Below are 20,600 nucleotides of genomic sequence, written 5' to 3' on the forward strand. Positions count from 1 at the left end.
ATAGAATAATTGTACACACTATGCAATACCTGATCTACCTGATACTGATTCTCGCCGTTGCCGCCATGTGGCAATTTGTGCGCGTCGTGGAATTTTCCGCCAAGCTGAAAGGAATCGATCCGAATAAAGTCACGGAACGCGATAACCGTATGAACGGCCGTCTTATGATGGTATTCTATTTCTGGCTGATGGCATTTTTCGTATGGCAATTCTATTCCTACAAAGATCGTCTGCTTCCACAATCAGGTTCTTATCATGGAGAGGAGATCGACTGGTTGCTGAATTTCAATTTCGTTATCGTCATCATCATTTTTGTGATCACCAACTTCACGCTCTTTTACATGGGCTGGAAATATTATGGACGCGACGGACAAAAAGCACATTATTACACACACAACAATCGTCTCGAAATGGCATGGACAGGAGTTCCTGCTGTTGTTTTGTTCGTGATCATTTTCCTCGGAATCCGTTTGTGGAATACAACAATGGATGCTCCTGCTAAAGGAACACGCATAGTTGAAATTTATGCACGTCAGTTTCAATGGTCGATCCGCTATTCCGGGAATGATAATATTCTTGGTAAAGCAAATTATCTTCTGATCCAGGGCGCCAACGAACTCGGACTTGATTCTACAGATAAGAATGGATATGATGATGTGATTGTGAATGGACCGGCCGATACACTTTTCCTTCCGGTTGATGAAGAAGTGGATTTTCATATGCGATCGAGAGATGTTTTACATAGTGCATATTTTCCACACTTCCGCGCGCAGATGAACGTGGTTCCGGGAATGGTGACGTATTTCCATTTCAAACCAAAATATACCACGAAGCAAATGCGCGAGATCACAAAAAATCCGCAATTCGATTATATTCTTCTCTGCAACAAGATCTGCGGTGCCAGTCACTGGAATATGCAAATGAAGATCGTGGTGGGAACAAGAAAAGAATATGATGATTTTATGAGCCGTCACAAACCATTTTTCGACGGTAAAACGGAACCATCAATGACCGCACAGGTAACTACTAACCAAGATTAACCGGTGAGCCCGTAAAGGCGCCGAATAAAAAACTAAAATCAAAAACAATGGCTGATAAGCACGCACACAGTGAGCTCCACGCACAAACATTAGAGCACGACGCGCATGTTCATCACGAACACGAAGATCATGGTGATCATCACCAGAGCTTTATTCAGAAGTATGTGTTCAGCATGGATCATAAGGTCATCTCGCGCCAGTTTCTGATCACCGCAGTGATTATGGCGTGTGTGGCTATGGTGATGTCTATTGTTTTCCGCTTGCAACTGGCATGGCCCGGAGAAAAATTTGCATTCATCAATGCAGTAATGGGAGACAAGTGGGGGAAAGACGGAGTTCTCAATCCGGATGCTTATCTCGCATTGATCACCATTCACGGAACGATCATGGTGTTCATGGTCCTCACTGGCGGATTGAGCGGAACATTTGCCAATCTTCTTATTCCTTACCAGGTTGGCGCACGCGATATGGCTTCCGGATTTCTGAATATGCTTTCGTACTGGTTCTTCTTCGCATCAAGTTTCATCATGTTCATTTCTCTTTTTGTTGAAGACGGAGCCGCTTCTGCAGGATGGACAGTTTATCCGCCGCTCTCTGCACTTCCGCAGGCAATAAAAGGATCCGGAACCGGAATGACATTGTGGTTAGTGTCCATGTCGTTGTTCATTGTTTCATCACTGCTCGGCGGATTGAACTACATCATCACGGTTATCAATCTTCGCACAAAAGGAATGAAGATGACACGTCTTCCGCTTACAGTGTGGGCGATGTTTGTCACCGCAATTCTCGGTGTACTTTCTTTTCCTGTGCTTTTCTCCTGCGCTTTGTTGCTCATCTTCGATCGCAGTTTCGGAACAAGTTTTTATCTCTCCGATATTTATATTCAGAATCATCCGCTCGAACAATCCGGCGGAAGCCCGATCCTCTTCGAACATCTTTTCTGGTTCCTCGGCCACCCGGAAGTTTACATTATCATTCTTCCTGCGCTCGGACTTACTTCAGAAATCATTTCTGTCAATTCACGTAAACCGATCTTCGGCTATCGCGCAATGATCACTTCCATTCTCGCGATCGGATTTCTTTCTTTCATCGTTTGGGGTCACCACATGTTCATGACAGGAATGAATCCGTTCCTCGGTTCTGTTTTCGTTTTCACTACACTGCTCATTGCAATTCCTTCTGCGGTAAAAGCATTCAACTACATCACGACACTATGGAAAGGAAATTTACAATTCACACCGGCCATGCTTTTTGCCTGCGGACTCGTTTCAACTTTTATCAGTGGCGGTGTAACAGGAATTATTCTTGCTGACTCAACGCTCGACATTAATATTCATGATACTTATTTTGTGGTTGCGCACTTCCACATTGTAATGGGAGTTTCTGCAATTCTCGGAATGCTCGCGGGAGTTTATCATTGGTTCCCGAAATTATTCCTGCGCCACATGAACAAGAATATGGGTTACATCCATTTCTGGATCACATTCGTGAGCGCTTACGGAGTATTTTTCCCGATGCACTTCCTCGGACTTTCCGGTGTGCCTCGAAGGTATTATCAGAATACTGCATTCCCGATGTTCGACAATCTCCAGGATATTAACGTGCTCATCACCTGGTTCGCAATTCTCGGCGCGTGCGGACAATTAATTTTCCTCTTCAACTTTTTCTACAGTATGTTCCGCGGACCTAAGTCAGTTCAGAATCCTTATGGATCGAACACGCTCGAGTGGACAACGCCAATGGCGCATACGCACGGAAACTGGCCGGGGCCTCTTCCCGAAGTTCATCGCTGGCCGTATGATTACAGCAAGCCCGGCGAAGAAAAAGATTTCATTCCGCAAACTGTTCCATTGCGTGCGGGCGAAGAAGATGGCGGCGGCCACTAAAAGAATTTCACAACTGGAAAGACTCTCTTCAACGGAGAGTCTTTTTTGTTTCAGGAAAAACTCTATGCATGAGAATTGAACGGATACTTTCTTTCTTTTTTATTCTTGCTGCAATTAACGCTCATTCCCAATGGTCCGACACGCTCCGCAATATTTTTCATGGCGGAATTTTTCCCGCAGCATCATTCGATTCCCGCAATTCTTTCATCAGTGACCGTCGTGCGCATATTTGGGCGGTGAAAGCCGGAGTGGAATTCGATTCGAAAATTCAGATGGGGATCGGGTACAATTTTCTCGATCAGCATCTCACAAAAACAATTCCGTATATCGATGCGAACGGCGTACCGGCAAGCACGATCGGTATTCTCCATCTCGGTTACGTGAGCATTTATGGACGTTATGTTTATTATAAAACCGATCATTGGAAATTCAGCATCATGCCCATTCAGTTCGGTTTTGGAAATTCAAAATACATTTATTCCGATCAAAACGGATTTCACAAAACTGATAAAGAAGCGATCATAACTTATGAACCGGGAATTTCAATCTCTTATAAATTAATTTACTGGCTCGGTATCGGCGCCGATTTCGGTTATCGCTACATGATAAAAAAAAATAATGCTATTCCTGAAAATTTCAATTCTCCTATTTATAGTTTTTATGTGGTGATCTATTACGGAGAAATATATAAGAAACTTTTTCCGGGAACGAAACTGGCTAAGATGATTTGAAATTTACGATTTACCTGCCTGCCCGCCCGGATGACCCGGTCGGACGGGCCGCAGGCCGGCAATGTACAATTGAGGAAGATTCATAGTGTAGATTGTAAATAGTACGTCGTACATTTGCAGAACAACAATGTCAATCAATCCCAACATAGATCCCGAAAGTGAAAACCTGAGCCCCGCGGAAAAAGAAATCGAAAAAATTCTCCGTCCGCAGGATTTTTCTGAATTCAGCGGACAGGAATCAGTTGTCGATAATCTGAAAATTTTTGTGCAGGCAGCAAAGCAGAGAAGTGAAGCGCTTGATCATGTTTTACTTCATGGGCCTCCCGGCCTCGGCAAAACTACACTCGCAAATATTATTGCGCAGGAACTCGGAGTGAATATTAAAATTACTTCCGGGCCCGTGCTCGATAAACCCGGTGATCTCGCCGGACTACTTACGAATCTCGATCAGTTCGATGTGCTTTTCATTGATGAAATTCACCGGTTGAGTCCCGTGGTGGAAGAATATCTTTATTCTGCAATGGAAGATTACCGCATTGACATCATGCTCGACAGCGGGCCGAATGCAAGAAGTGTGCAGATCAAATTGAATCCCTTTACACTCGTGGGCGCCACCACCCGCTCGGGCCTGCTCACATCACCACTGCGCGCACGGTTCGGCATCACATCCCGTCTCGGATATTACGATTCCACACTGCTGAAAAAAATTGTGGAACGTTCTGCAGGAATTTTAAATGTTGAAATAAAAGAAGAAGCTGCATTTGAAATTGCAAGAAGAAGCAGGGGAACTCCGCGCATTGCAAATGCGTTGCTGAGGCGCGTACGCGATTTTGCGCAGATAAAAGGAAATGGAATTGTTGATCTTGCCATTGCGCAATATGGATTGCAGCAATTGAACGTCGATAAAAATGGTCTTGACGAAATGGATATCCGCATTCTCACAGCGATCATCGATAAATTCAAAGGCGGTCCGGTTGGAATCACCACCATTTCCACTGCTGTTGGTGAAGAATCAGGAACGATCGAGGAAGTGTACGAACCGTTTCTCATCCAGGAAGGTTATCTCGCGCGCACACCGCGCGGAAGACAAGCGACCGACATGGCGTACAAACACATTGGGAAAATTGCGCCGAAAGATAAAGGAACGCTGTTCGGAGAATAATTTTCTCTTTCACTTTATTTAGCACAACAATTACATTTTTCATTGGTAAAAATCGTAAATCGTACATTGTAAATCGTAAATTTTTTTACCCCGTTGTTCCATTCGCTCTCTATTTTTCTTTTCACCGCTGCAATAAGTTTCGCAGGATCAATTCAACTTGGCCCGGTAAATCTTGCCGTGATGCAGGCCGTGCTCGAAGGAAGAAAAAAAGCAGCGTTGCTCATCGGCACGGGAGTGTGTATTCCCGAATTTATTTATTCTTCATTCGCACTTTTTGCATCGGCGTGGCTGCTCGAACGCGAAACGCTCCTGAGAATTCTCGAATGGGGAGTGGTTCCTGTTTTACTCGCTATGGGAATTTTCAATTTCATCAAGAAAAAAGACAGGGTTGGTGATGATGAAACAGCGAACCAGAAAGCAACAGATTTTCTGAAAGGAATGACATTGTCATTTCTCAATCCGCAATTGCTTCCCTTCTGGCTGATGATACTCGTAATGCTGAACGGATATGATTTTTTCAGGATCATCAATACAGCAGATAAGATTTGTTTCATTGCCGGAACAGGTTGCGGAGAATTCATTCTCATTTCTTTTGTCGTTTGGATCACGCACAGGTTCCGCCACTTCTTCCTGAATAAATTTAAAAAATGGAGTCTCGATAAAATATTCGGAACACTTTTCATTCTGCTTGCTCTTGTTCAAACGATCAAATTGTTAATTCTCAAACGCAAATGAAACGCGGAAATAAAACCGGCTTCTGGACGAAAGTATTTCATTACGAATACTGGCCGGTGTGGTTTTTATTTCTCCCGATCTTCCCTTATTATTTCTGGCTCGGAATTCGTTCCCGCTCACTTGCTTTTTTCACAGCGTCCAATCTGAATATTGAAAGCGGTGGATTCTACGGCGAAAGCAAAATTGCGATCCTGAAACAATTTTCCGATCAGTATTTACCGCCGACAGTTTTTGTTAATGAAAATTCTGCGATCGATGAAGTGATTACGGAAATTAAATTGGCAAAAATTATTTTTCCTTTCATTGCCAAACCCGATAAGGGCGGCGCAGGAAAAGGAGTGGAGATCATTCATTCTTCCGACGCGCTGAAAAATTATCATGAAAATATCGGCGAAGAATACATGGTGCAGTCTTTCATAACAGATCCGGTGGAAGCGGGAATTTTTTACATCCGCATGCCCGGTGAAGAAAATGGAAAAGTAACTTCTGTTGTGCTGAAAGATTTTCTTTCGGTCACAGGCGACGGAAGATCTTCAGTGCGCGACCTCGTGAAAAAAGATCTGCGTGCGCGCATATACGCGAGCGGACTTGAAGAACGTCTCGGAAATCAAATGGAAGAAATTCTTCCTGCCGGAAAAGAAAAAGTGCTGGAGCAGATCGGAAATCATTCGAGAGGAACTCGTTTCGTCAATGGCAATCATCTCATCAACGAAAAAATGAATATCGCTTTCGACCGGATCGCAAAGGAACTCAATGGATTTTATTACGGAAGATTCGACATCAAAGCAAAAAGTACAGACGATTTTTACACCGGGAAAAATATCAGCATCATCGAACTCAACGGTGCAGGAAGTGATCCCGGCCACATTTTCGACAGCAGTGTAGGTTGGTTCAACGCGTTGCGATCGGAAGCATGGCACTGGAAACAGCTTGCAAAAATTTCAAGAATAAATATGAAACGCGGAGTGAAACCTCTTTCATTCGGGCAGATGGTGAAACTATACTGGAGAAATAATTTTTCGAAAGAAGTGAAGAAAGCAAGAAAGCCATTGGTGAAAGCCGGATAATTTACAATTTAGAATACCTCTTGGCAGAATCGAAAAATTGTACATTGTAAATCGTACATTGTAAATCATTGTGTCCACTTCTTCCAATACAACATTCATAAAGCAGGAAGCCCGCCGTCTTGGCTTCGACTATTGTGGAATTTCAAAAGCAGAATTTCTCGAAGAACAGGCGCCGCGGCTCGAAAACTGGCTGAAGAAAAAAATGCACGGAGAAATGTCGTGGATGGAAGAAAATTTCGACAAACGACTCGATCCGCGGAAATTAGTCCCGGGTGCGAAAAGCATTGTTTCATTGCTGCTGAATTATTACACCGATAAAAAACAGAAAGATGAAACCGCTCCTAAAATTTCCATCTACGCTTATGGAGAAGATTATCATTTCGTGATCAAGAGAAAACTGAAAGAATTTTTATTCAATCTTCAGCAGAAGATCGGGAAAGAAATAAATGGCCGCGTGTTTGTCGATTCTGCACCCGTGATGGATAAAGTGTGGGCAGAAAAAAGCGGGCTCGGCTGGATCGGGAAAAATTCTAATCTCATCAATCAGGAAAGCGGTTCTTTTTTTTTCGTTGCAGAACTTATTCTTGATATCGAACTGGAACCTGACGGGCCCATCGGTGATCTCTGCGGAACATGCACAAAATGTATTGACGCTTGCCCCACCGATGCGATCGTTGCTCCTTACGTGGTCGACGGAAGCAAATGCATTTCTTATTTTACGATCGAACTCGAAGGAGAAATTCCGGCAGATGAAAAAGGAAAATTCCACGATTGGATGTTCGGCTGCGATATTTGCCAGGATGTGTGTCCATGGAACAGGTTTTCAAAATCACATCACGAAAAAGCATTCGAACCACACGCACAACTTCTGTCAATGAAGAAAAATGAATGGACCGAGCTGACGGAAGAAATTTTTCAGCAACTGTTCAAACGATCAGCCGTGAAGCGCACAAAATTCGAAGGACTGAAAAGAAATATCCGCTTTCTCAGGCCTTAGCCATCGTGCGGAATGCATCGGCGATCACATCACCGTACAAGTGCCCGAATGTGGCCAGGCACCATGCCTTGAGTAGAAGCGCTTCATCGGGCTTGGCCCAATTGAGAATTTTTTTCAATTCTTTCCGGAAAAGATTCTTGTCGAAAGAAACGCTTTTGAGGATGTGTTTACTGAATTCGATCATAAAACTCCTTTCAATTTATATCGAACAAATAACGGGAGACTGGATAACCAAGTTATAAATGCGCCGTTAAATTTCCTAAAGAAAAGTCGCGTGGCGGGCTAATTTATTGTAATCCAGCAGCGTCAAATTATTAACAGGCCGCCGAATTATGGTTAATCACTTGTTCATGGGCAATTTTGTTCAGGAGCGCACCGACGGGGCTAAAAAACCCGGGCAGCGTTTCAAAATCACGAGGAACTCAAAACCGAAAACAGAAAGCAATTTGTAATCGCAAAATCTGTAATCTGTATATCTGAACTATCTGTAATCTTCCCTCTTCACTCTTTCCAGCGAAAAGTTTTCTGTTCCATTCCGCAAAGATCGATCACACGATCAATGACCGTAGCAGCAAGTTCTTCAAAATTTTTAGGGCCGCTGTAAAAAGATGGCGACGCCGGACAAATAATTCCACCGGCTTCTGTCACCGTTTTCATATTGCTGATGTGAATGAGTGAGAGTGGTGTGTCGCGTGTAATGAGAATTAATTTTCTTCTTTCTTTCAGCATCACGTCAGCCGCGCGCGTTACAAGATCATTCGAAACTCCGGATGCAATGCGTGCAAGCGTTCCCATCGAACACGGACAAACGATCATGCTCCGGAAACTCGATGAGCCCGACGCGAACGGCGCATTGAAATCCATTTTGCCATAAAACGTAAACGGATATTTTTCGAAAGATGCATCGCCAATTTCCTGTTGCCAGATCTGTTTTGCATTATCACTCATCACCACACCCACATGTTCTACCTGCGAATTCAGTTTCACTAATTTATCGAGCAACACTTTCGCATACACGCTCCCGCTGGCGCCAGTGATCGCAACAACAATTTTTTGTTTCGAATTAGAAATCATTTGAGTCGAGTAAATTGTTTATAGAATATTTCATCTAATTAAAGAAATATTTCCCTGCGCGGCAGCACTAAAATGAAATCAAGAAATTATACTTTTAAACCTAATCCTTTTGAATAAAAGTGTCCGGTAATATGGGAGCTAAGACAATGTAAAAATTTCAAAAAAGATTCCGGTAAAAATGCTGAGGTCTTTTTTTACGCCTCTTGCTACGGGTTATGTTATAATACAACTATTGTACGAAGTGCGAAATGGGTGTATTCGCTGGTTTCATAGTTCGTACTTCGTGAATTTCGTAGTTCGTACAGCAGAAAACTCACTGCAATTTCGCCTGCGCCGCCTGCAGCACACCGTAATCCGAAGATTTGTAAATGTAAGCGACCACTTTGCAGTGGGCTGCATTGAATGCATTGCTCACTGTAAATGAATTCGTCATCGTGTAATTGATCGCAGTTCCATTCGGAATATTCCCGGTGAGAACAGTATCTCCGGAAATGGATCCGGGTGTATTGATGCATCCGCGAAAAACGTGATTGAAAACATAATCGGAATCGTTCACACCATGCACGAGTTGCCAGCCCACAATGCTGTCTTCAACGAGATAAAGCGAGATCAGAAATGTTCCGGTGGTATCCGTCATTATTTTTCCGCTTACAGAAACAGAAAGCGAACGTGAAGTGGAATTGTAAGTCGGTGTGATCTTTAAATAAGCGGTCATGGGTTGTGCAAGAATTCCTGCTACAGTGGATGACCATGCGCCAACTCCCGTTGGAACAGTAAGAGGATATCCATAATGATTGATCATTCCCTGCGGGGGAGGCCAGGAATTGCTGCCGTATATTGCATCGTATGCTGCATCTTCTCCTGTAACACGAAAATCTTGCGTGTAAGAACCAAGCGGAGCGCCACCGGGCAGCGGAGCAGGCGGACAAGGATCTGCGAATGCGGTGGTATGAACAGCAACAGGAATAATTTGATCGGGGTATAATTGTTCGAGCGTATCGATCATATTCGCAGCATCGGGACAATTCGTGCAGGTGTGCCCGGTAAAATCTTCAACAAGAACTTTTCGGACTGTATCTGTAGTTGGTGCAATTCCGCTTCCGCCCGCGTACGGTGGAACTTTTATATAATCGCATCGCCACAAAAATGTGCTGATGAGAACGGTTGCGAAGAAAATATATTTTTTCATCTGTAATAAAGTTAAGAAAAATCAGAATGAACTGGTAATGGTAAGTGTGAATCCGTTGGAAGCAGGAACTTGCCGACATACTCCGCCAACGCAGAAAATTCCTGCGCGTTGTTTTCCGTATCCAAGTACTATGCGATTTGTTCCGCGCGAATAACCGATCTGCGCGCTGTAATAATGAATGCGGTGCTCAGGATTCGGATTGCCGTAATTGTATTGATCCATTCCGGCAATAAAAAAATGTTCGCCAATTGAAATTTCTTCGAGCACCGAAGCCCAGTTTCCGTAATCGACAGTAGCGTCATTATTTTTTTGCACGAGCATGTGTTCTGCATCGGTGCGGAATGCAAGTTTATCATTCACCTTGTAAATAATATCAGCCACCGCAACATAAGAATGAATAAGCGGGTACCCGAGTTTCCCCTGCATGACATTTTTATTATAAACAAAACTGGCGAACAGTAAAGTTCCTTTCAGTTTGTGATTTATCTTTTTGAAAATCTCAAGATTGATATCCTGGAAAAATAAACTGTCGTTGAATTTAAAAGGATGGGGAGTATAACCAAGATCCAGGCCATAATGATCATTGAGTTTCGTTGTGTCAATAGCGTAAGCCGCGGAATAATTGAGAGAAATATCAGTTCCGTATGTTCCGCCGAGCTTAGAACCTTTTTTCAATTTGTAATCGATCTCGCCCTGCCAGCTCAATTCACCGGTAGGTTGCGATGAGAAAGGATAATAAGCGGCGAGTGCATAAGTATGTTGTTTGGTAAGCGCAGGAATGTAATTGATGTTGAGTGAGGTCAATGATGCAGTGCGATCGGAGCGGTACGAAAAATTATCAATGCGTAATAATCCGAGATAAATACCAAGACCTTTCTGCGAATAAGTGAGAGAAGAGAATAATGCATTTCCGGGTTTGTAGATGTACCCGTTCGCTGATGACGGATCATTTATTTTATAAGCATACTCGGCATAAAAATTCACGCGGTTGCGGATGATGTTCATTCGTTCCGACCAGCAACCTACATTCTGAGGAAGCACATAAAGCGGATCAAGATCGGCTTGATACTTACTCACGAAATTTGCACCGAGAATAATCTGCGTTTTACTTTTTGCAAAACAAGAATCGAAAAGCTCATTCAGGTTCACTTCTCCGTCAATTCCACGCACAATTCCAGGGCCATCGGTCATAAAATTTCTTTGCTTGCCCCAAACGCCTTTTACATAAATTCCTTTGTAAGGATTGTAGCGCACACGAAAACCATCGAGTGCATTATCCAGTCCGAGTGCGCGTTCTTCATAGCAGCGCAACGTGAGCCCGCTGCCGAATTGTTCGTAGCTGCTGCCCACTGTAATTTCTAATTTATCATTATTGTAAGAAGCAAAACGATACGGAATTCCTGTTCCTGCATATCCCTGCGGATATCCCTGCAGATGATTCAGGTAACTTTCATAACGTACGCCGGCAGAAAAATTTCCATTGGTATAATTCACATTGCTCCATCCGTTGAACAGCGCTTTTTCAGGAACCGAATCGGCGCCTATAAGTGAATCGGGTTTGTAATATTGCGCATCAATCTCAAAATTTCCATGGATCTGTCCGCTATAAAGCGGGTTGGAATTCTGCGCAGAAATGAATTGAAAAAATCCGGCGATGCACACCGGTATCAGCACAACGGTTTTTTTCACAGTAATAGCGTTTTTGTGAAAGTAATATTATTCCGGCTTTTCGCCTTTGGCAACTTTGTTCACCACATCGTGTAATTTTTCCACTCCGCCATTCTCGGTGTAAACATTCGTTTGCCACACGATCTCATTATTGGCATTCACCACGAATACATGCGGAACATTATTCACATTCATCGCACGTTTGAAATCCTGGTTCTCGTCGAGATAAACTTCGTAATCCCAGTCTTTGCTTTCCACGTAGGGTTTTACTTTCATTGAATTCCGTTCATCGTCAATAGAAATAGCAATGAGTTTCACGCCTGATTCTTTCTGCCAGTCGGGATAAACTTCGGCGATCTCATTGAGTTCTTTTTTGCAGGGAGCGCACCAGGTGGCCCAGAAATCAATGATGATGGGTTTCCCGTCATTCTTGAAATCGGCTGTACTGATCACTTTCCCGTCGAGCGATTTTACATTCACCGCAGGAACTTTCGGCAACGCATCATCAAAACGGAACGCACTTGCCATGAAGATCATTACAAGAATAACAGCGAAAGAAGAAATGCGATTCATGTGAAAGAATTTGGTTTTAATTTTTTTGAAAAAAGAACTGACGGTAATAACGCAAACTCCGCGCCAAAACCGTCAGTTCTTATTGGTTTCTCTATAGAGAAAATGTATTAGTGACTAACTGAAACTTTACGGGTAACAGTTGTTTCTCCGGCACGAACTGTAACGAAATACATTCCGCTTGCAAGTTCAGCGCCGTTGATCGCGATAACCTGCTTACCGGAAGAAAGCGTTCCAGCATCCTGTTTGCTTACAAGTTCTCCTGTCATCGTGTAAACTTCTACAGTTACATCAGAAGAGTTGGCAAGATCGATGCTCACGTTTGCCTGCTGATCGAAAGGATTCGGGATGATGTCGATTCCATTCAATGCAGTGTGCTCTTCTACTCCTGTTGGGCAAACAACGTTGCTAACATTGATATCGTCAACATAAATATTGTTGCCATATCCGTTTGTTCCGCGGAACATGATGAATACTTTATTGTTTCCGGAATAAGAAGAGAGATTGATGCACTCGGCTCTCCATTGTGCAGAAGTTGGCACGAATGGAGAGGTAGTGTAGCCCGCAACAGTAGAAAGCGTCGCTCCTGATTTAGACCATAACTGAGTCCATGTAGCGCCGCAGTCTGTAGATACGAGTACAGAAAGTGCATCGGTATAACTTGCGCTGTATTGCCGGTGAGCAACGTTGAACTGCAGAGAAGCATTGGTCATGCTGGTCAGATCAACCGGCTCCACAATGAATTCGTCAATAGCGCCAACTGTTCCGTAGCTATAGCAATCATATTCTGCAGAGCCGCCGTTTGTAGTTACGTGCGCCCATGTGGTGCCTGCATCCGGATTGTTCAGCGTCCAGTTTGCATAAGGGAAAGCGGCAGATGAGAAATTATTCGCCAATGGCAGAACAACTCCTGCTGCAGTGCTAACAGTAAAATTAGAAACCTGAGTATCGAAATTGGTATTAACGTCAGGAGTTCCATTCGGACTTGCATCCCATGTTGTGAAAGTATGAGAACCTGCGCCTGCAGTGATCGCAGGAAGTGTAACGTTAGTAGTTGCACCAACAGCAAGACTTCCGCTCCATGCAAAAGAAACCGGAGCCGAAGCATCAACTTGCGCCATGATATTGCAGGAGGTCAATGTAACAGCTCCCATGTTTTTAAGAGTAACAACTGGTGTGAAGTTACCTGTGCATGAAAGTCCTGTAACACCGGTAACGGCGGTTACAGAAGCATCGTTTGTAATTGCGATCGGCTGATCGCCGGCAGCCTGCTCAACTGCTTTGTTTCCGTCATCCTGAATAAAGGCAACGAAATTAACCTGCCCTTTATCATAGATGTAATTAGGAAGCGCAATTGCAAAGTTGAAAGTCTGTGTTTGCGCGTTGGTCCATGAAGAAGCAAGTGTAGTTCCGCTTGCCGATGGATACATTTTACGCATTACATTATAGAAAACAGTCTCGCCATTCGATCCCGGAGGAGTTGCGAAGGTGACGGTCTTCTCAGTCATTGCCAGTTGAAGTTTCAACGCACCGGAAGAAGTGAAATTCTGCGCCGCTGTTACAACAACAGTCACGAATGCAGAATCAAATCCTGCAGACATAGTGTGGGAAACAGAAAGCGAGAATGGCGACATGATCGCCTGCTCGGTATTGATAATAGGTTGTGTCCAGTTCGCAGGCGCACCAGCGTAGTTTGGTGAACTCACGTTTGCAACACTTCCGTCCATCGGTGCGTAAGGAACGCCCGTGCAGTTGTAATAAGTAACACGCGGACCAACGTCAGTTTGTGTCTGCACATTCATTGGATCAACACCAGGCCAGTTGGTCTGGTATTTTACTGCAACCACTGTGCTTCCGTTTGCCTGAAGCAGTGCATTGAATGCAGGATTCTGAGAGGCGCACGGAGGGCACGATGCCTGCGTGAATTCTTCTGCGAGAACGGTACGTTGCGTTTGTGCATTTGCACCGATCGCAAAGCCGGCTCCGGCAATGAATAGTAAAAGTTTCTTTTTCATGTTGTTTGTTTGTGGTTAATTGATCGGTTTTTTTAGAGTAATGGCTAAGGTAGTCAGGAAATGCAAACATTCAAATATAAAAGCGAGGAATATTGCATCCAGTTAAGATAGTTGAACGATTGGTCATTTTCTGCAAATACGGCCGATTTTCATCCGGAAAATGTTCATTTTACCAATGAACAAGTGGTTAAGTCAAACTCATATCCGGTAGTGGGAATAGTGAATTTAGTTTAGTATGTTTGTAATAGCTCATCACCAAAAAAGAATTGAAATGAAAAAGTTTTTACTCTCCGTTACGTTGCTCAGCATTTACCAGGGACTTGCTGCCCAGTCTTCTTTCACTATAACCGATGCAAGCGGGAACGATGTTACCGGAAGCACTGTTACCTTATGGGTATCGGATAGTGTTACCGATACGCGCACATGGACCATGCACATCAATAATCCGAATTCCGTGAATATGAAGGTTCGCAAAACGAACCTGCAACTGAATGATCCGGGTGCTACTACCTGGTTCTGCACCGACATCAATTGTTATTCTTCCGCCACTTCTCTTTCGCTTGCATTTTCTGAGCCGTCTGGCGGAACAAGTGTTCTTACTACAGATTTTAATGCGAACTATCAGCCGGGAGTTACTCGTGTTCGCTATGCCATGCTCAATCTTTCGAATGCAAATGATACTTCCTATTTCGAGATTGATTATAACATGGCGATCGGCGGCGGACTTGGAATTCACACGAATAATAGTTTTAAGCCGGTAGTTTCAAATCCTTCTCCGAATCCTGCGTCTTCCTCTTTCATGATGAATTACAAAATGGGAAATCAGAATTCTGCCGATGCGAAATTTGCTATCTATAATATGCTTGGAGAAAAAATGATGGAGAGTGAGATCGCTGATGCCGAGGGAACCATTCGCATGGATGTTTCTTCTCTTGATCCGGGTGTTTATTTCTGTATTCTCGAATCGCAGGGCAAAGCGCTTGCTACCCGCCGGCTCGTAGTTGCGCACTAAAAAAATATTTCTGAAAAAGATCCCTGCAGCGATGTAGGGATTTTTTTTATTTCATTTTATTCCTGATCAGTTCTTCCGCATATTCTTCCGAAACATCTCTATTCATGATCAGGTCTTCTGTGGTTGGGACAATGATGTGATCCGGTAGTACGCCATGTCCATCATTGACCACGTTATCTTTTATCACGCTCGAGAAAGTGGAACAATGCACCTGGAGTTTCGTGTGCGGGAGAATGAAACGATTCTTAAAAATATATCCCCCGGAAAAAACCGTATTGCCTCCCGCTTCTTCGCCGACGAAGGTGGCGCGGTTATTCTCTTTCATGAAAGCACAGAATTCCCCTGTTGCAGAAAAACTTCCGCCGTCGGCAAGAATGAAAATATCGCCGGTAAAATTATTCTTCTCCGGCGAAAATTTCCCGATCCCGCAATACGGATACCATCGCGAGTGTAGTCTTTTCCCCGGATCATTATAATGAAAGCGCGAAACGTGAACGCATTTTTCGATGTACACAAATTTCTCACTGACTAAATGTGCTGCCAGGAAACGTGCGTAATCAGGGTTACCACCGCCATTGCCGCGAAGATCAATAATAAGATGCCGGATATTTTCTTCCTGCATCTCTGCAAAATATTTCCTGATCTCCGTCTTGAAATACTGGTGGTACTTTTTGTGTAATTCTTTTTTGTCGAATGAACGGATGGTGAGAATTGCGGTTCGCAGTCCCGGAACCGTGTCGAGCGAAATTCCTGTTGCAGGAACGAGTGATGCGTAACGTGCGGGGTAACGCTCCTTCTCAATTTTACTGATGCTGTCGGTGCAGGAAGCTTCGATGATAATATTGTGAATGATGCGATCGTCGTAACGGAATTCAGTCACAAAATTTTCCGAGGGGCCGAAAACGAAACAGAACATGTTGCGGAAAAAATGATCGATGAGCCACGAAGGAAGAGTTGTATTATTTCCGTCGCGCGGAAGACAGAGTTTTATTTTTCGGACGATCTCTTTCGCCGGGATCCCGTTGATGCTCATGATCTCCGAACCGTCGCGCACACTCGTGTCGCGCGTACCACACATCACCGTGAAGATCCGGTCGGAAGTGCAATGTACTTTGAACGGGAAAAGAAGAGAATGGGAAGTGTAATATTTTTCGCACGACATGCCCGGAAATTCAAACGTGTGCCCGTCTTTGATGAATGACGTGAGCGGGGCAATGTATCGATAGAATTCAAGATCGGTCATCGGTTTGCTGATGCCCGATGCGAGACTGTCAAATATTTTATCGAGACGATCTTTCGGTGTGTAAATGTAGAGTCCGGGATTTTTCAGTTCCAGTCTTTTTCTCAATGCAGTGAAATCATCTTTCAGTTCCTGCACGGAGAATTTTTTTTGCGGCTGATAATTATTCAGCTTACTTTTTTTCGACGATGAAAATGAAAAAAATACGAACGCGGAGAATATGAGGATCCCTTTTTTCATTCTGCCTTTACCCATCCTCTATACGAAATTACTTTTCGGTCAGTTCCACACTCATCAGTTTCTTTACCAGTTCCGGAACACCTTTGCCAGCCGTATTTTTTATTACGGTTAAATTTTTTATTCCAATGTCATTCACTTCATTTGGGTCTACCAGATAAATTTCGGTGGAGGAAGTTGCGAAATGCACAAGCCCTGCCGCCGGGTAAACATTCAGAGAGGTTCCTACAATAATAAAAACATCGGCGCCTGAAGCGAGCGACTGCGCATGATCGAGTTCGGTCACCATTTCACCGAACCATACAATATGCGGACGAAGCTGTGATCCGAGTTCGCATTTTTCGCCCGCTTTCAGTTCCCATCCTTTGATGGTGTAAACAAGAGAAGAATCTTTTGTGCTTCTTGCTTTTTTTATTTCGCCGTGCAGGTGCAGTACTTTTTTAGAACCCGCGCGTTCATGGAGGTCATCTACATTCTGCGTGATCACCTGTACATCATATTTTTTTTCCAGTTCTACAATGGCCAGGTGCGCGGCGTTGGGCTTTGCTTCCATCACTTGCTTTCTGCGCAGATTGTAAAATTCAAGTACAAGCACAGGATCTTTCATCCACGCTTCGGGTGTAGCCACATCGCGCACGTCATATTTTTCCCACAACCCTCCACTGTCGCGAAATGTGCTGATACCGCTTTCCGCGCTCACGCCTGCTCCTGTGAAAACAACAATGTTCTTTTTCCGTTTCATTTTGAGTCAAACAAGATAATGCATTTGACGCGAAGAATAATTGTGGATTCAGGTAAAGTAACAGGAACACTCTTACCGGCTAATGCAGAATTTCAGAGGCAGAATCGGAATTTGAGCGTGTGAAAATCAGAGATTTATATTGGCCGGGTTTGAGAAAAACGATGCGATACGAAAGATCTATTTGATTACCTTCGTCATTCCGGCTTTTTTCGAAAATTTCATTGGGAAAGTCAGTTAAAAATTATACCCGATTATGGCGAAATTCCGCAAACAGGACGCGCTCGATTATCACTCACAGGGCCGTCCCGGCAAGATCGAAGTACTTCCGACAAAACCCTACAGCAGTCAGCGTGATCTTACACTTGCTTATTCTCCCGGTGTTGCAGAACCCTGTCTTGAAATTGAAAAGAATCCCGATGATGTTTACAAGTACACTTCGAAGGGAAATCTTGTCGCTGTAATTTCAAATGGCACTGCAGTTCTCGGTTTGGGAAATATAGGTTCGCTCGCATCCAAACCGGTAATGGAAGGAAAAGGATTGCTCTTTAAAATTTACGCTGATATAGATGTATTCGACATTGAAGTGGACACAAGTAATATTGATGTGTTCGTTCAGACTGTGAAAGCCATCGCACCAACATTCGGCGGAATTAATCTCGAAGACATCAAAGCACCGGAATGTTTTGAGATCGAAAGAAGATTGAAGGAAGAATTGCAGATCCCGGTGATGCATGATGATCAGCACGGCACCGCCATCATTTCTTCTGCAGCACTTATCAATGCCGTGGAGATCGCCGGAAAAAAATTAGATAAAGTAAAACTCGTTGTCAATGGCGCTGGCGCGTCTGCAATTTCGTGTACCAAAATGTACATTGCTGTTGGTGTGAAGAAAGAAAATATTCTCATGCTCGACAGTAAAGGTGTACTCACTACCGATCGGGATGATATTGATGAAAGTAAACGTTTCTTCGCTGTAAAACCGATTGGAAAAAAAACACTCGCTGAGGCGATAAAAGGTGCTGATGTTTTTGTGGGACTTTCGAAGGGAAATGTGGTGAACCAGGATATGATCCGTTCTATGGCGCCTAAGGCCATTGTTTTTGCGCTCGCCAATCCGGATCCGGAAATTCCCTATGAAGATGCAATGGCCGCACGGCCCGACATCATTATGGCTACTGGCCGATCTGATTATCCGAACCAGGTGAATAATGTTCTCGGATTTCCATTCATATTCCGCGGTGCGCTCGATGTGCGCGCTACGCAGATCAACGAAGCAATGAAACTTGCTGCTGCATACGCGATCGCCGATCTTGCGAAAGAGCCGGTGCCTGATGATGTGGGACACGCTTATGACCTCCGCAATCTTTCATTTGGTCCCACGTATATTATTCCCAAACCAATTGACTCACGCCTTATTTCTACAGTAGCTCCTGCTGTTGCAAAAGCTGCTATAGATTCCGGCATCGCAAAAAATCCGATCACCGATTGGGAAACTTACAAATCCGATCTCACGAATCGTTTGGGCCGCGATAATAAACTAATGCGCGGACTCGCCACAAAGGCAAAACAGAATCCGAAGCGTGTGGTCTTTGCAGAAGCAGATACTTATAAAATTCTCAAAGCGGCGCAGGTCGTGCGCGACGAAGGAATTGCAAAACCAATTCTTCTGGGCGATGTAGGGAAAATAAATCGCCTCATCGAAGAAAATAATCTCGAGCTCGGTGATACGCTCATCATCGATCCGCGTGAATTTTCGCAGGAGGAAAAGCGTGTACATTTTGGCGAGATGTATTTTCAGAAAAGAAAACGCCGCGGTGTTACACTTTATGAAGCGAAAAAAGCAATGTTAGAGCGGAATTATTTCGGTGCGATGATGGTGGAAACCGGAATGGCAGATGCGATGATCTCCGGCCTCACGCGCAAGTACGGCGCGCCTATTGTGCCCGCGCTGCATTGCATAGGCGTGCAGGAAGGCGTGAACCGCGTTGCAGGCATGTACATCATGTCCACGCGCAAAGGAAATTTCTTTTTCGCTGATACGACCATGAATGTCGATCCGACTGCACAGGAACTCGTTGACATTACCGTGCTCACCGCGCAAGCCATTCGCCAGTTCAATGTTGTTCCGAGAATTGCATTACTCTCTTATTCCAATTTCGGATCAGCCGGCGGAATTCTTCCTGATAAAGTGAGTCAGGCCGTGAAGATCCTGCATCGTGATTATCCCGGACTCATTGTGGATGGCGACATGCAGGCGAATATTGCATTGAACAGTGAGTTGATGAAAGAACAATTCCCATTCAGCGAACTCGTCGGAAAAAAAGTGAATACTTTCATTTTTCCGAATCTTGCATCAGGAAACATCGCTTACAAACTCATACAGGAAATGGGCGGAGCTGAAGCGATTGGCCCTGTTCTGCTCGGATTGAAAAAACCGGTTCACGTGCTTCAACTCGGAAGTGCAGTACGCGAGATCGTGAACATGGTGATCATTTCAGTTGTAGATGCACAGTCGAGAAAGAATTAAAAACAACAAAACAACAAATTCCAAAAAATAAATCCCCAACGCCAAATATCAAATGAACTAAAGCGTTTCTCCATTCCGGGTCTTGGAATTTAGGATTTGGGGTTTAGAATTTCTGATTTTATGTACGATCATTTCGAGGGAAAACTAACATTGAAAACGCCGACATTCGCCATTCTCAATTGCGCGGGAGTCGGCTACCACCTGAATATTTCACTGCACACATTTTCCGCTTTGCCTGAAAATGGTTCCTGCCGCATTTATGCTCATCTTGCTGTTCGTGAAGATGCATTGGTGCTTTTTGGTTTTGCTGAAGAACAGGAACGTGAAATTTTCCGACAGCTCATTTCCGTTTCCGGCGTAGGGCCATCTACCGCACGCATGATCCTTTCTTCCATGAGCCCCGATGAAGTGACTCAGGCCATTCATTCTGGCAATGTGGCAGCGCTGAAAGCGGTAAAAGGCATTGGTGAAAAATCGGCCCAGCGGATTATTGTCGACCTGAAAGGAAAATTTTCGAAAGATACAGGCATCGCTTCATCGGTTTTTGCGTCTGACCATAAAATGCGGGATGAAGCGCTGACTGCACTTGTCACGCTTGGTTTCGCAAAAAACGCCGCCGAAAAAGCGGTGGACCGTTCGCTGAAAACAGAAGGCAACGCTGTTTCAGTTGAACACCTGATAAAAATGGCTTTAAAGAATCTGTAAACA

Annotated in this window: 18 protein-coding genes; 10 read left to right on the top strand and 8 right to left on the bottom strand. The window is 44.1% G+C overall.

Features of this window, described 5'->3' with window-relative positions; all coding sequences use genetic code 11:
• Positions 1 to 20 precede the first annotated feature (20 nt).
• The 7 genes from HY064_06965 to queG all read left to right on the top strand — a co-directional run bounded on the left by HY064_06965 (position 21) and on the right by queG (position 7,618).
• Positions 21 to 1,040, top strand: a complete 1,020-nt coding sequence (locus tag HY064_06965; GenBank protein ID MBI3510387.1) for a cytochrome c oxidase subunit II — start codon at positions 21 to 23, stop codon at positions 1,038 to 1,040.
• Between the two features lie 47 nt (positions 1,041 to 1,087).
• A complete protein-coding gene (locus tag HY064_06970; protein MBI3510388.1) occupies positions 1,088 to 2,926 on the top strand; it encodes a cbb3-type cytochrome c oxidase subunit I in 1,839 nt (612 codons plus the stop codon).
• Positions 2,927 to 2,994: 68 nt separating this feature from the next.
• On the top strand, positions 2,995 to 3,657 hold the full coding sequence (locus HY064_06975) for a hypothetical protein (protein MBI3510389.1): 663 nt from the start codon (positions 2,995 to 2,997) through the stop codon (positions 3,655 to 3,657).
• 133 nt (positions 3,658 to 3,790) lie between these two features.
• Entirely contained in the window at positions 3,791 to 4,819 is a 1,029-nt protein-coding gene (ruvB, locus tag HY064_06980) for a Holliday junction branch migration DNA helicase RuvB (protein MBI3510390.1), read from the top strand.
• Between the two features lie 93 nt (positions 4,820 to 4,912).
• Positions 4,913 to 5,554, top strand: a complete 642-nt coding sequence (locus HY064_06985; protein MBI3510391.1) for a LysE family transporter — start codon at positions 4,913 to 4,915, stop codon at positions 5,552 to 5,554.
• On the top strand, positions 5,551 to 6,621 hold the full coding sequence (locus tag HY064_06990; GenBank protein ID MBI3510392.1) for a hypothetical protein: 1,071 nt from the start codon (positions 5,551 to 5,553) through the stop codon (positions 6,619 to 6,621). Before HY064_06985 ends, HY064_06990 begins: the two co-directional genes overlap by 4 nt.
• A gap of 67 nt (positions 6,622 to 6,688) precedes the next feature.
• Positions 6,689 to 7,618: a tRNA epoxyqueuosine(34) reductase QueG gene (gene queG, locus HY064_06995; GenBank protein ID MBI3510393.1), complete on the top strand. Its 930-nt coding sequence runs from the start codon at positions 6,689 to 6,691 to the stop codon at positions 7,616 to 7,618.
• Here the strand turns inward: queG and HY064_07000 are convergent.
• The 6 genes from HY064_07000 to HY064_07025 all read right to left on the bottom strand — a co-directional run bounded on the left by HY064_07000 (position 7,608) and on the right by HY064_07025 (position 14,134).
• Positions 7,608 to 7,802 carry a hypothetical protein gene (locus HY064_07000; protein ID MBI3510394.1) on the bottom strand — a complete coding sequence of 65 codons (195 nt, stop codon included), beginning with the start codon at positions 7,800 to 7,802 and terminating at the stop codon, positions 7,608 to 7,610. The two genes, queG and HY064_07000, sit on opposite strands and share 11 nt — an antisense overlap.
• Before the next feature lie 317 nt (positions 7,803 to 8,119).
• Positions 8,120 to 8,692 carry a UbiX family flavin prenyltransferase gene (locus tag HY064_07005; GenBank protein MBI3510395.1) on the bottom strand — a complete coding sequence of 191 codons (573 nt, stop codon included), beginning with the start codon at positions 8,690 to 8,692 and terminating at the stop codon, positions 8,120 to 8,122.
• 313 nt (positions 8,693 to 9,005) lie between these two features.
• On the bottom strand, positions 9,006 to 9,881 hold the full coding sequence (locus tag HY064_07010) for an Omp28-related outer membrane protein (protein ID MBI3510396.1): 876 nt from the start codon (positions 9,879 to 9,881) through the stop codon (positions 9,006 to 9,008).
• A gap of 21 nt (positions 9,882 to 9,902) precedes the next feature.
• A complete protein-coding gene (locus HY064_07015) occupies positions 9,903 to 11,570 on the bottom strand; it encodes a hypothetical protein (protein MBI3510397.1) in 1,668 nt (555 codons plus the stop codon).
• A 27-nt stretch (positions 11,571 to 11,597) separates the two neighbouring features.
• Positions 11,598 to 12,086 (bottom strand): TlpA family protein disulfide reductase, encoded by a 489-nt coding sequence (locus HY064_07020; protein MBI3510398.1) that lies wholly within the window; start codon positions 12,084 to 12,086, stop codon positions 11,598 to 11,600.
• 143 nt (positions 12,087 to 12,229) lie between these two features.
• The gene (locus HY064_07025; protein MBI3510399.1) at positions 12,230 to 14,134 is read right to left on the bottom strand and encodes an Omp28-related outer membrane protein; all 1,905 of its coding nucleotides are present in this window, start codon (positions 14,132 to 14,134) and stop codon (positions 12,230 to 12,232) included.
• A 271-nt stretch (positions 14,135 to 14,405) separates the two neighbouring features.
• On the opposite strand from HY064_07025, the gene HY064_07030 reads away from it, so the two are divergent.
• Complete coding sequence (locus HY064_07030; GenBank protein MBI3510400.1) at positions 14,406 to 15,146, top strand: T9SS type A sorting domain-containing protein; 741 nt, start codon at positions 14,406 to 14,408, stop codon at positions 15,144 to 15,146.
• A 46-nt stretch (positions 15,147 to 15,192) separates the two neighbouring features.
• Here the strand turns inward: HY064_07030 and HY064_07035 are convergent, their stop codons facing one another.
• A complete protein-coding gene (locus tag HY064_07035; GenBank protein ID MBI3510401.1) occupies positions 15,193 to 16,626 on the bottom strand; it encodes a hypothetical protein in 1,434 nt (477 codons plus the stop codon).
• Positions 16,627 to 16,654: 28 nt separating this feature from the next.
• A complete protein-coding gene (locus tag HY064_07040; GenBank protein MBI3510402.1) occupies positions 16,655 to 17,365 on the bottom strand; it encodes an NAD-dependent deacylase in 711 nt (236 codons plus the stop codon).
• A gap of 253 nt (positions 17,366 to 17,618) precedes the next feature.
• Between HY064_07040 and HY064_07045 the strand changes: the two genes are divergently transcribed.
• Positions 17,619 to 19,892: an NADP-dependent malic enzyme gene (locus HY064_07045; GenBank protein ID MBI3510403.1), complete on the top strand. Its 2,274-nt coding sequence runs from the start codon at positions 17,619 to 17,621 to the stop codon at positions 19,890 to 19,892.
• A gap of 120 nt (positions 19,893 to 20,012) precedes the next feature.
• Entirely contained in the window at positions 20,013 to 20,597 is a 585-nt protein-coding gene (ruvA, locus tag HY064_07050) for a Holliday junction branch migration protein RuvA (protein ID MBI3510404.1), read from the top strand.
• Positions 20,598 to 20,600 lie beyond the last annotated feature (3 nt).

This window comes from Bacteroidota bacterium (genome assembly GCA_016194975.1).
GTDB lineage: Bacteria > Bacteroidota > Bacteroidia > Palsa-965 > Palsa-965.

Bases quoted from the DNA above. Each gene is read 5' to 3' on its own strand.
- HY064_06965 (MBI3510387.1), top strand. From the start codon at position 21: ATGCAATACCTGATCTACCTGATACTGATTCTCGCCGTTGCCGCCATG.
- HY064_06970 (MBI3510388.1), top strand. From the start codon at position 1,088: ATGGCTGATAAGCACGCACACAGTGAGCTCCACGCACAAACATTAGAG.
- HY064_06975 (MBI3510389.1), top strand. From the start codon at position 2,995: ATGAGAATTGAACGGATACTTTCTTTCTTTTTTATTCTTGCTGCAATT.
- HY064_06990 (MBI3510392.1), top strand. From the start codon at position 5,551: ATGAAACGCGGAAATAAAACCGGCTTCTGGACGAAAGTATTTCATTAC.
- HY064_07000 (MBI3510394.1), bottom strand. From the start codon at position 7,802: ATGATCGAATTCAGTAAACACATCCTCAAAAGCGTTTCTTTCGACAAG.
- HY064_07005 (MBI3510395.1), bottom strand. From the start codon at position 8,692: ATGATTTCTAATTCGAAACAAAAAATTGTTGTTGCGATCACTGGCGCC.
- HY064_07010 (MBI3510396.1), bottom strand. From the start codon at position 9,881: ATGAAAAAATATATTTTCTTCGCAACCGTTCTCATCAGCACATTTTTG.
- HY064_07020 (MBI3510398.1), bottom strand. From the start codon at position 12,086: ATGATCTTCATGGCAAGTGCGTTCCGTTTTGATGATGCGTTGCCGAAA.
- HY064_07025 (MBI3510399.1), bottom strand. From the start codon at position 14,134: ATGAAAAAGAAACTTTTACTATTCATTGCCGGAGCCGGCTTTGCGATC.
- HY064_07030 (MBI3510400.1), top strand. From the start codon at position 14,406: ATGAAAAAGTTTTTACTCTCCGTTACGTTGCTCAGCATTTACCAGGGA.
- HY064_07035 (MBI3510401.1), bottom strand. From the start codon at position 16,626: ATGAAAAAAGGGATCCTCATATTCTCCGCGTTCGTATTTTTTTCATTT.
- HY064_07040 (MBI3510402.1), bottom strand. From the start codon at position 17,365: ATGAAACGGAAAAAGAACATTGTTGTTTTCACAGGAGCAGGCGTGAGC.
- HY064_07045 (MBI3510403.1), top strand. From the start codon at position 17,619: ATGGCGAAATTCCGCAAACAGGACGCGCTCGATTATCACTCACAGGGC.
- ruvA (MBI3510404.1), top strand. From the start codon at position 20,013: ATGTACGATCATTTCGAGGGAAAACTAACATTGAAAACGCCGACATTC.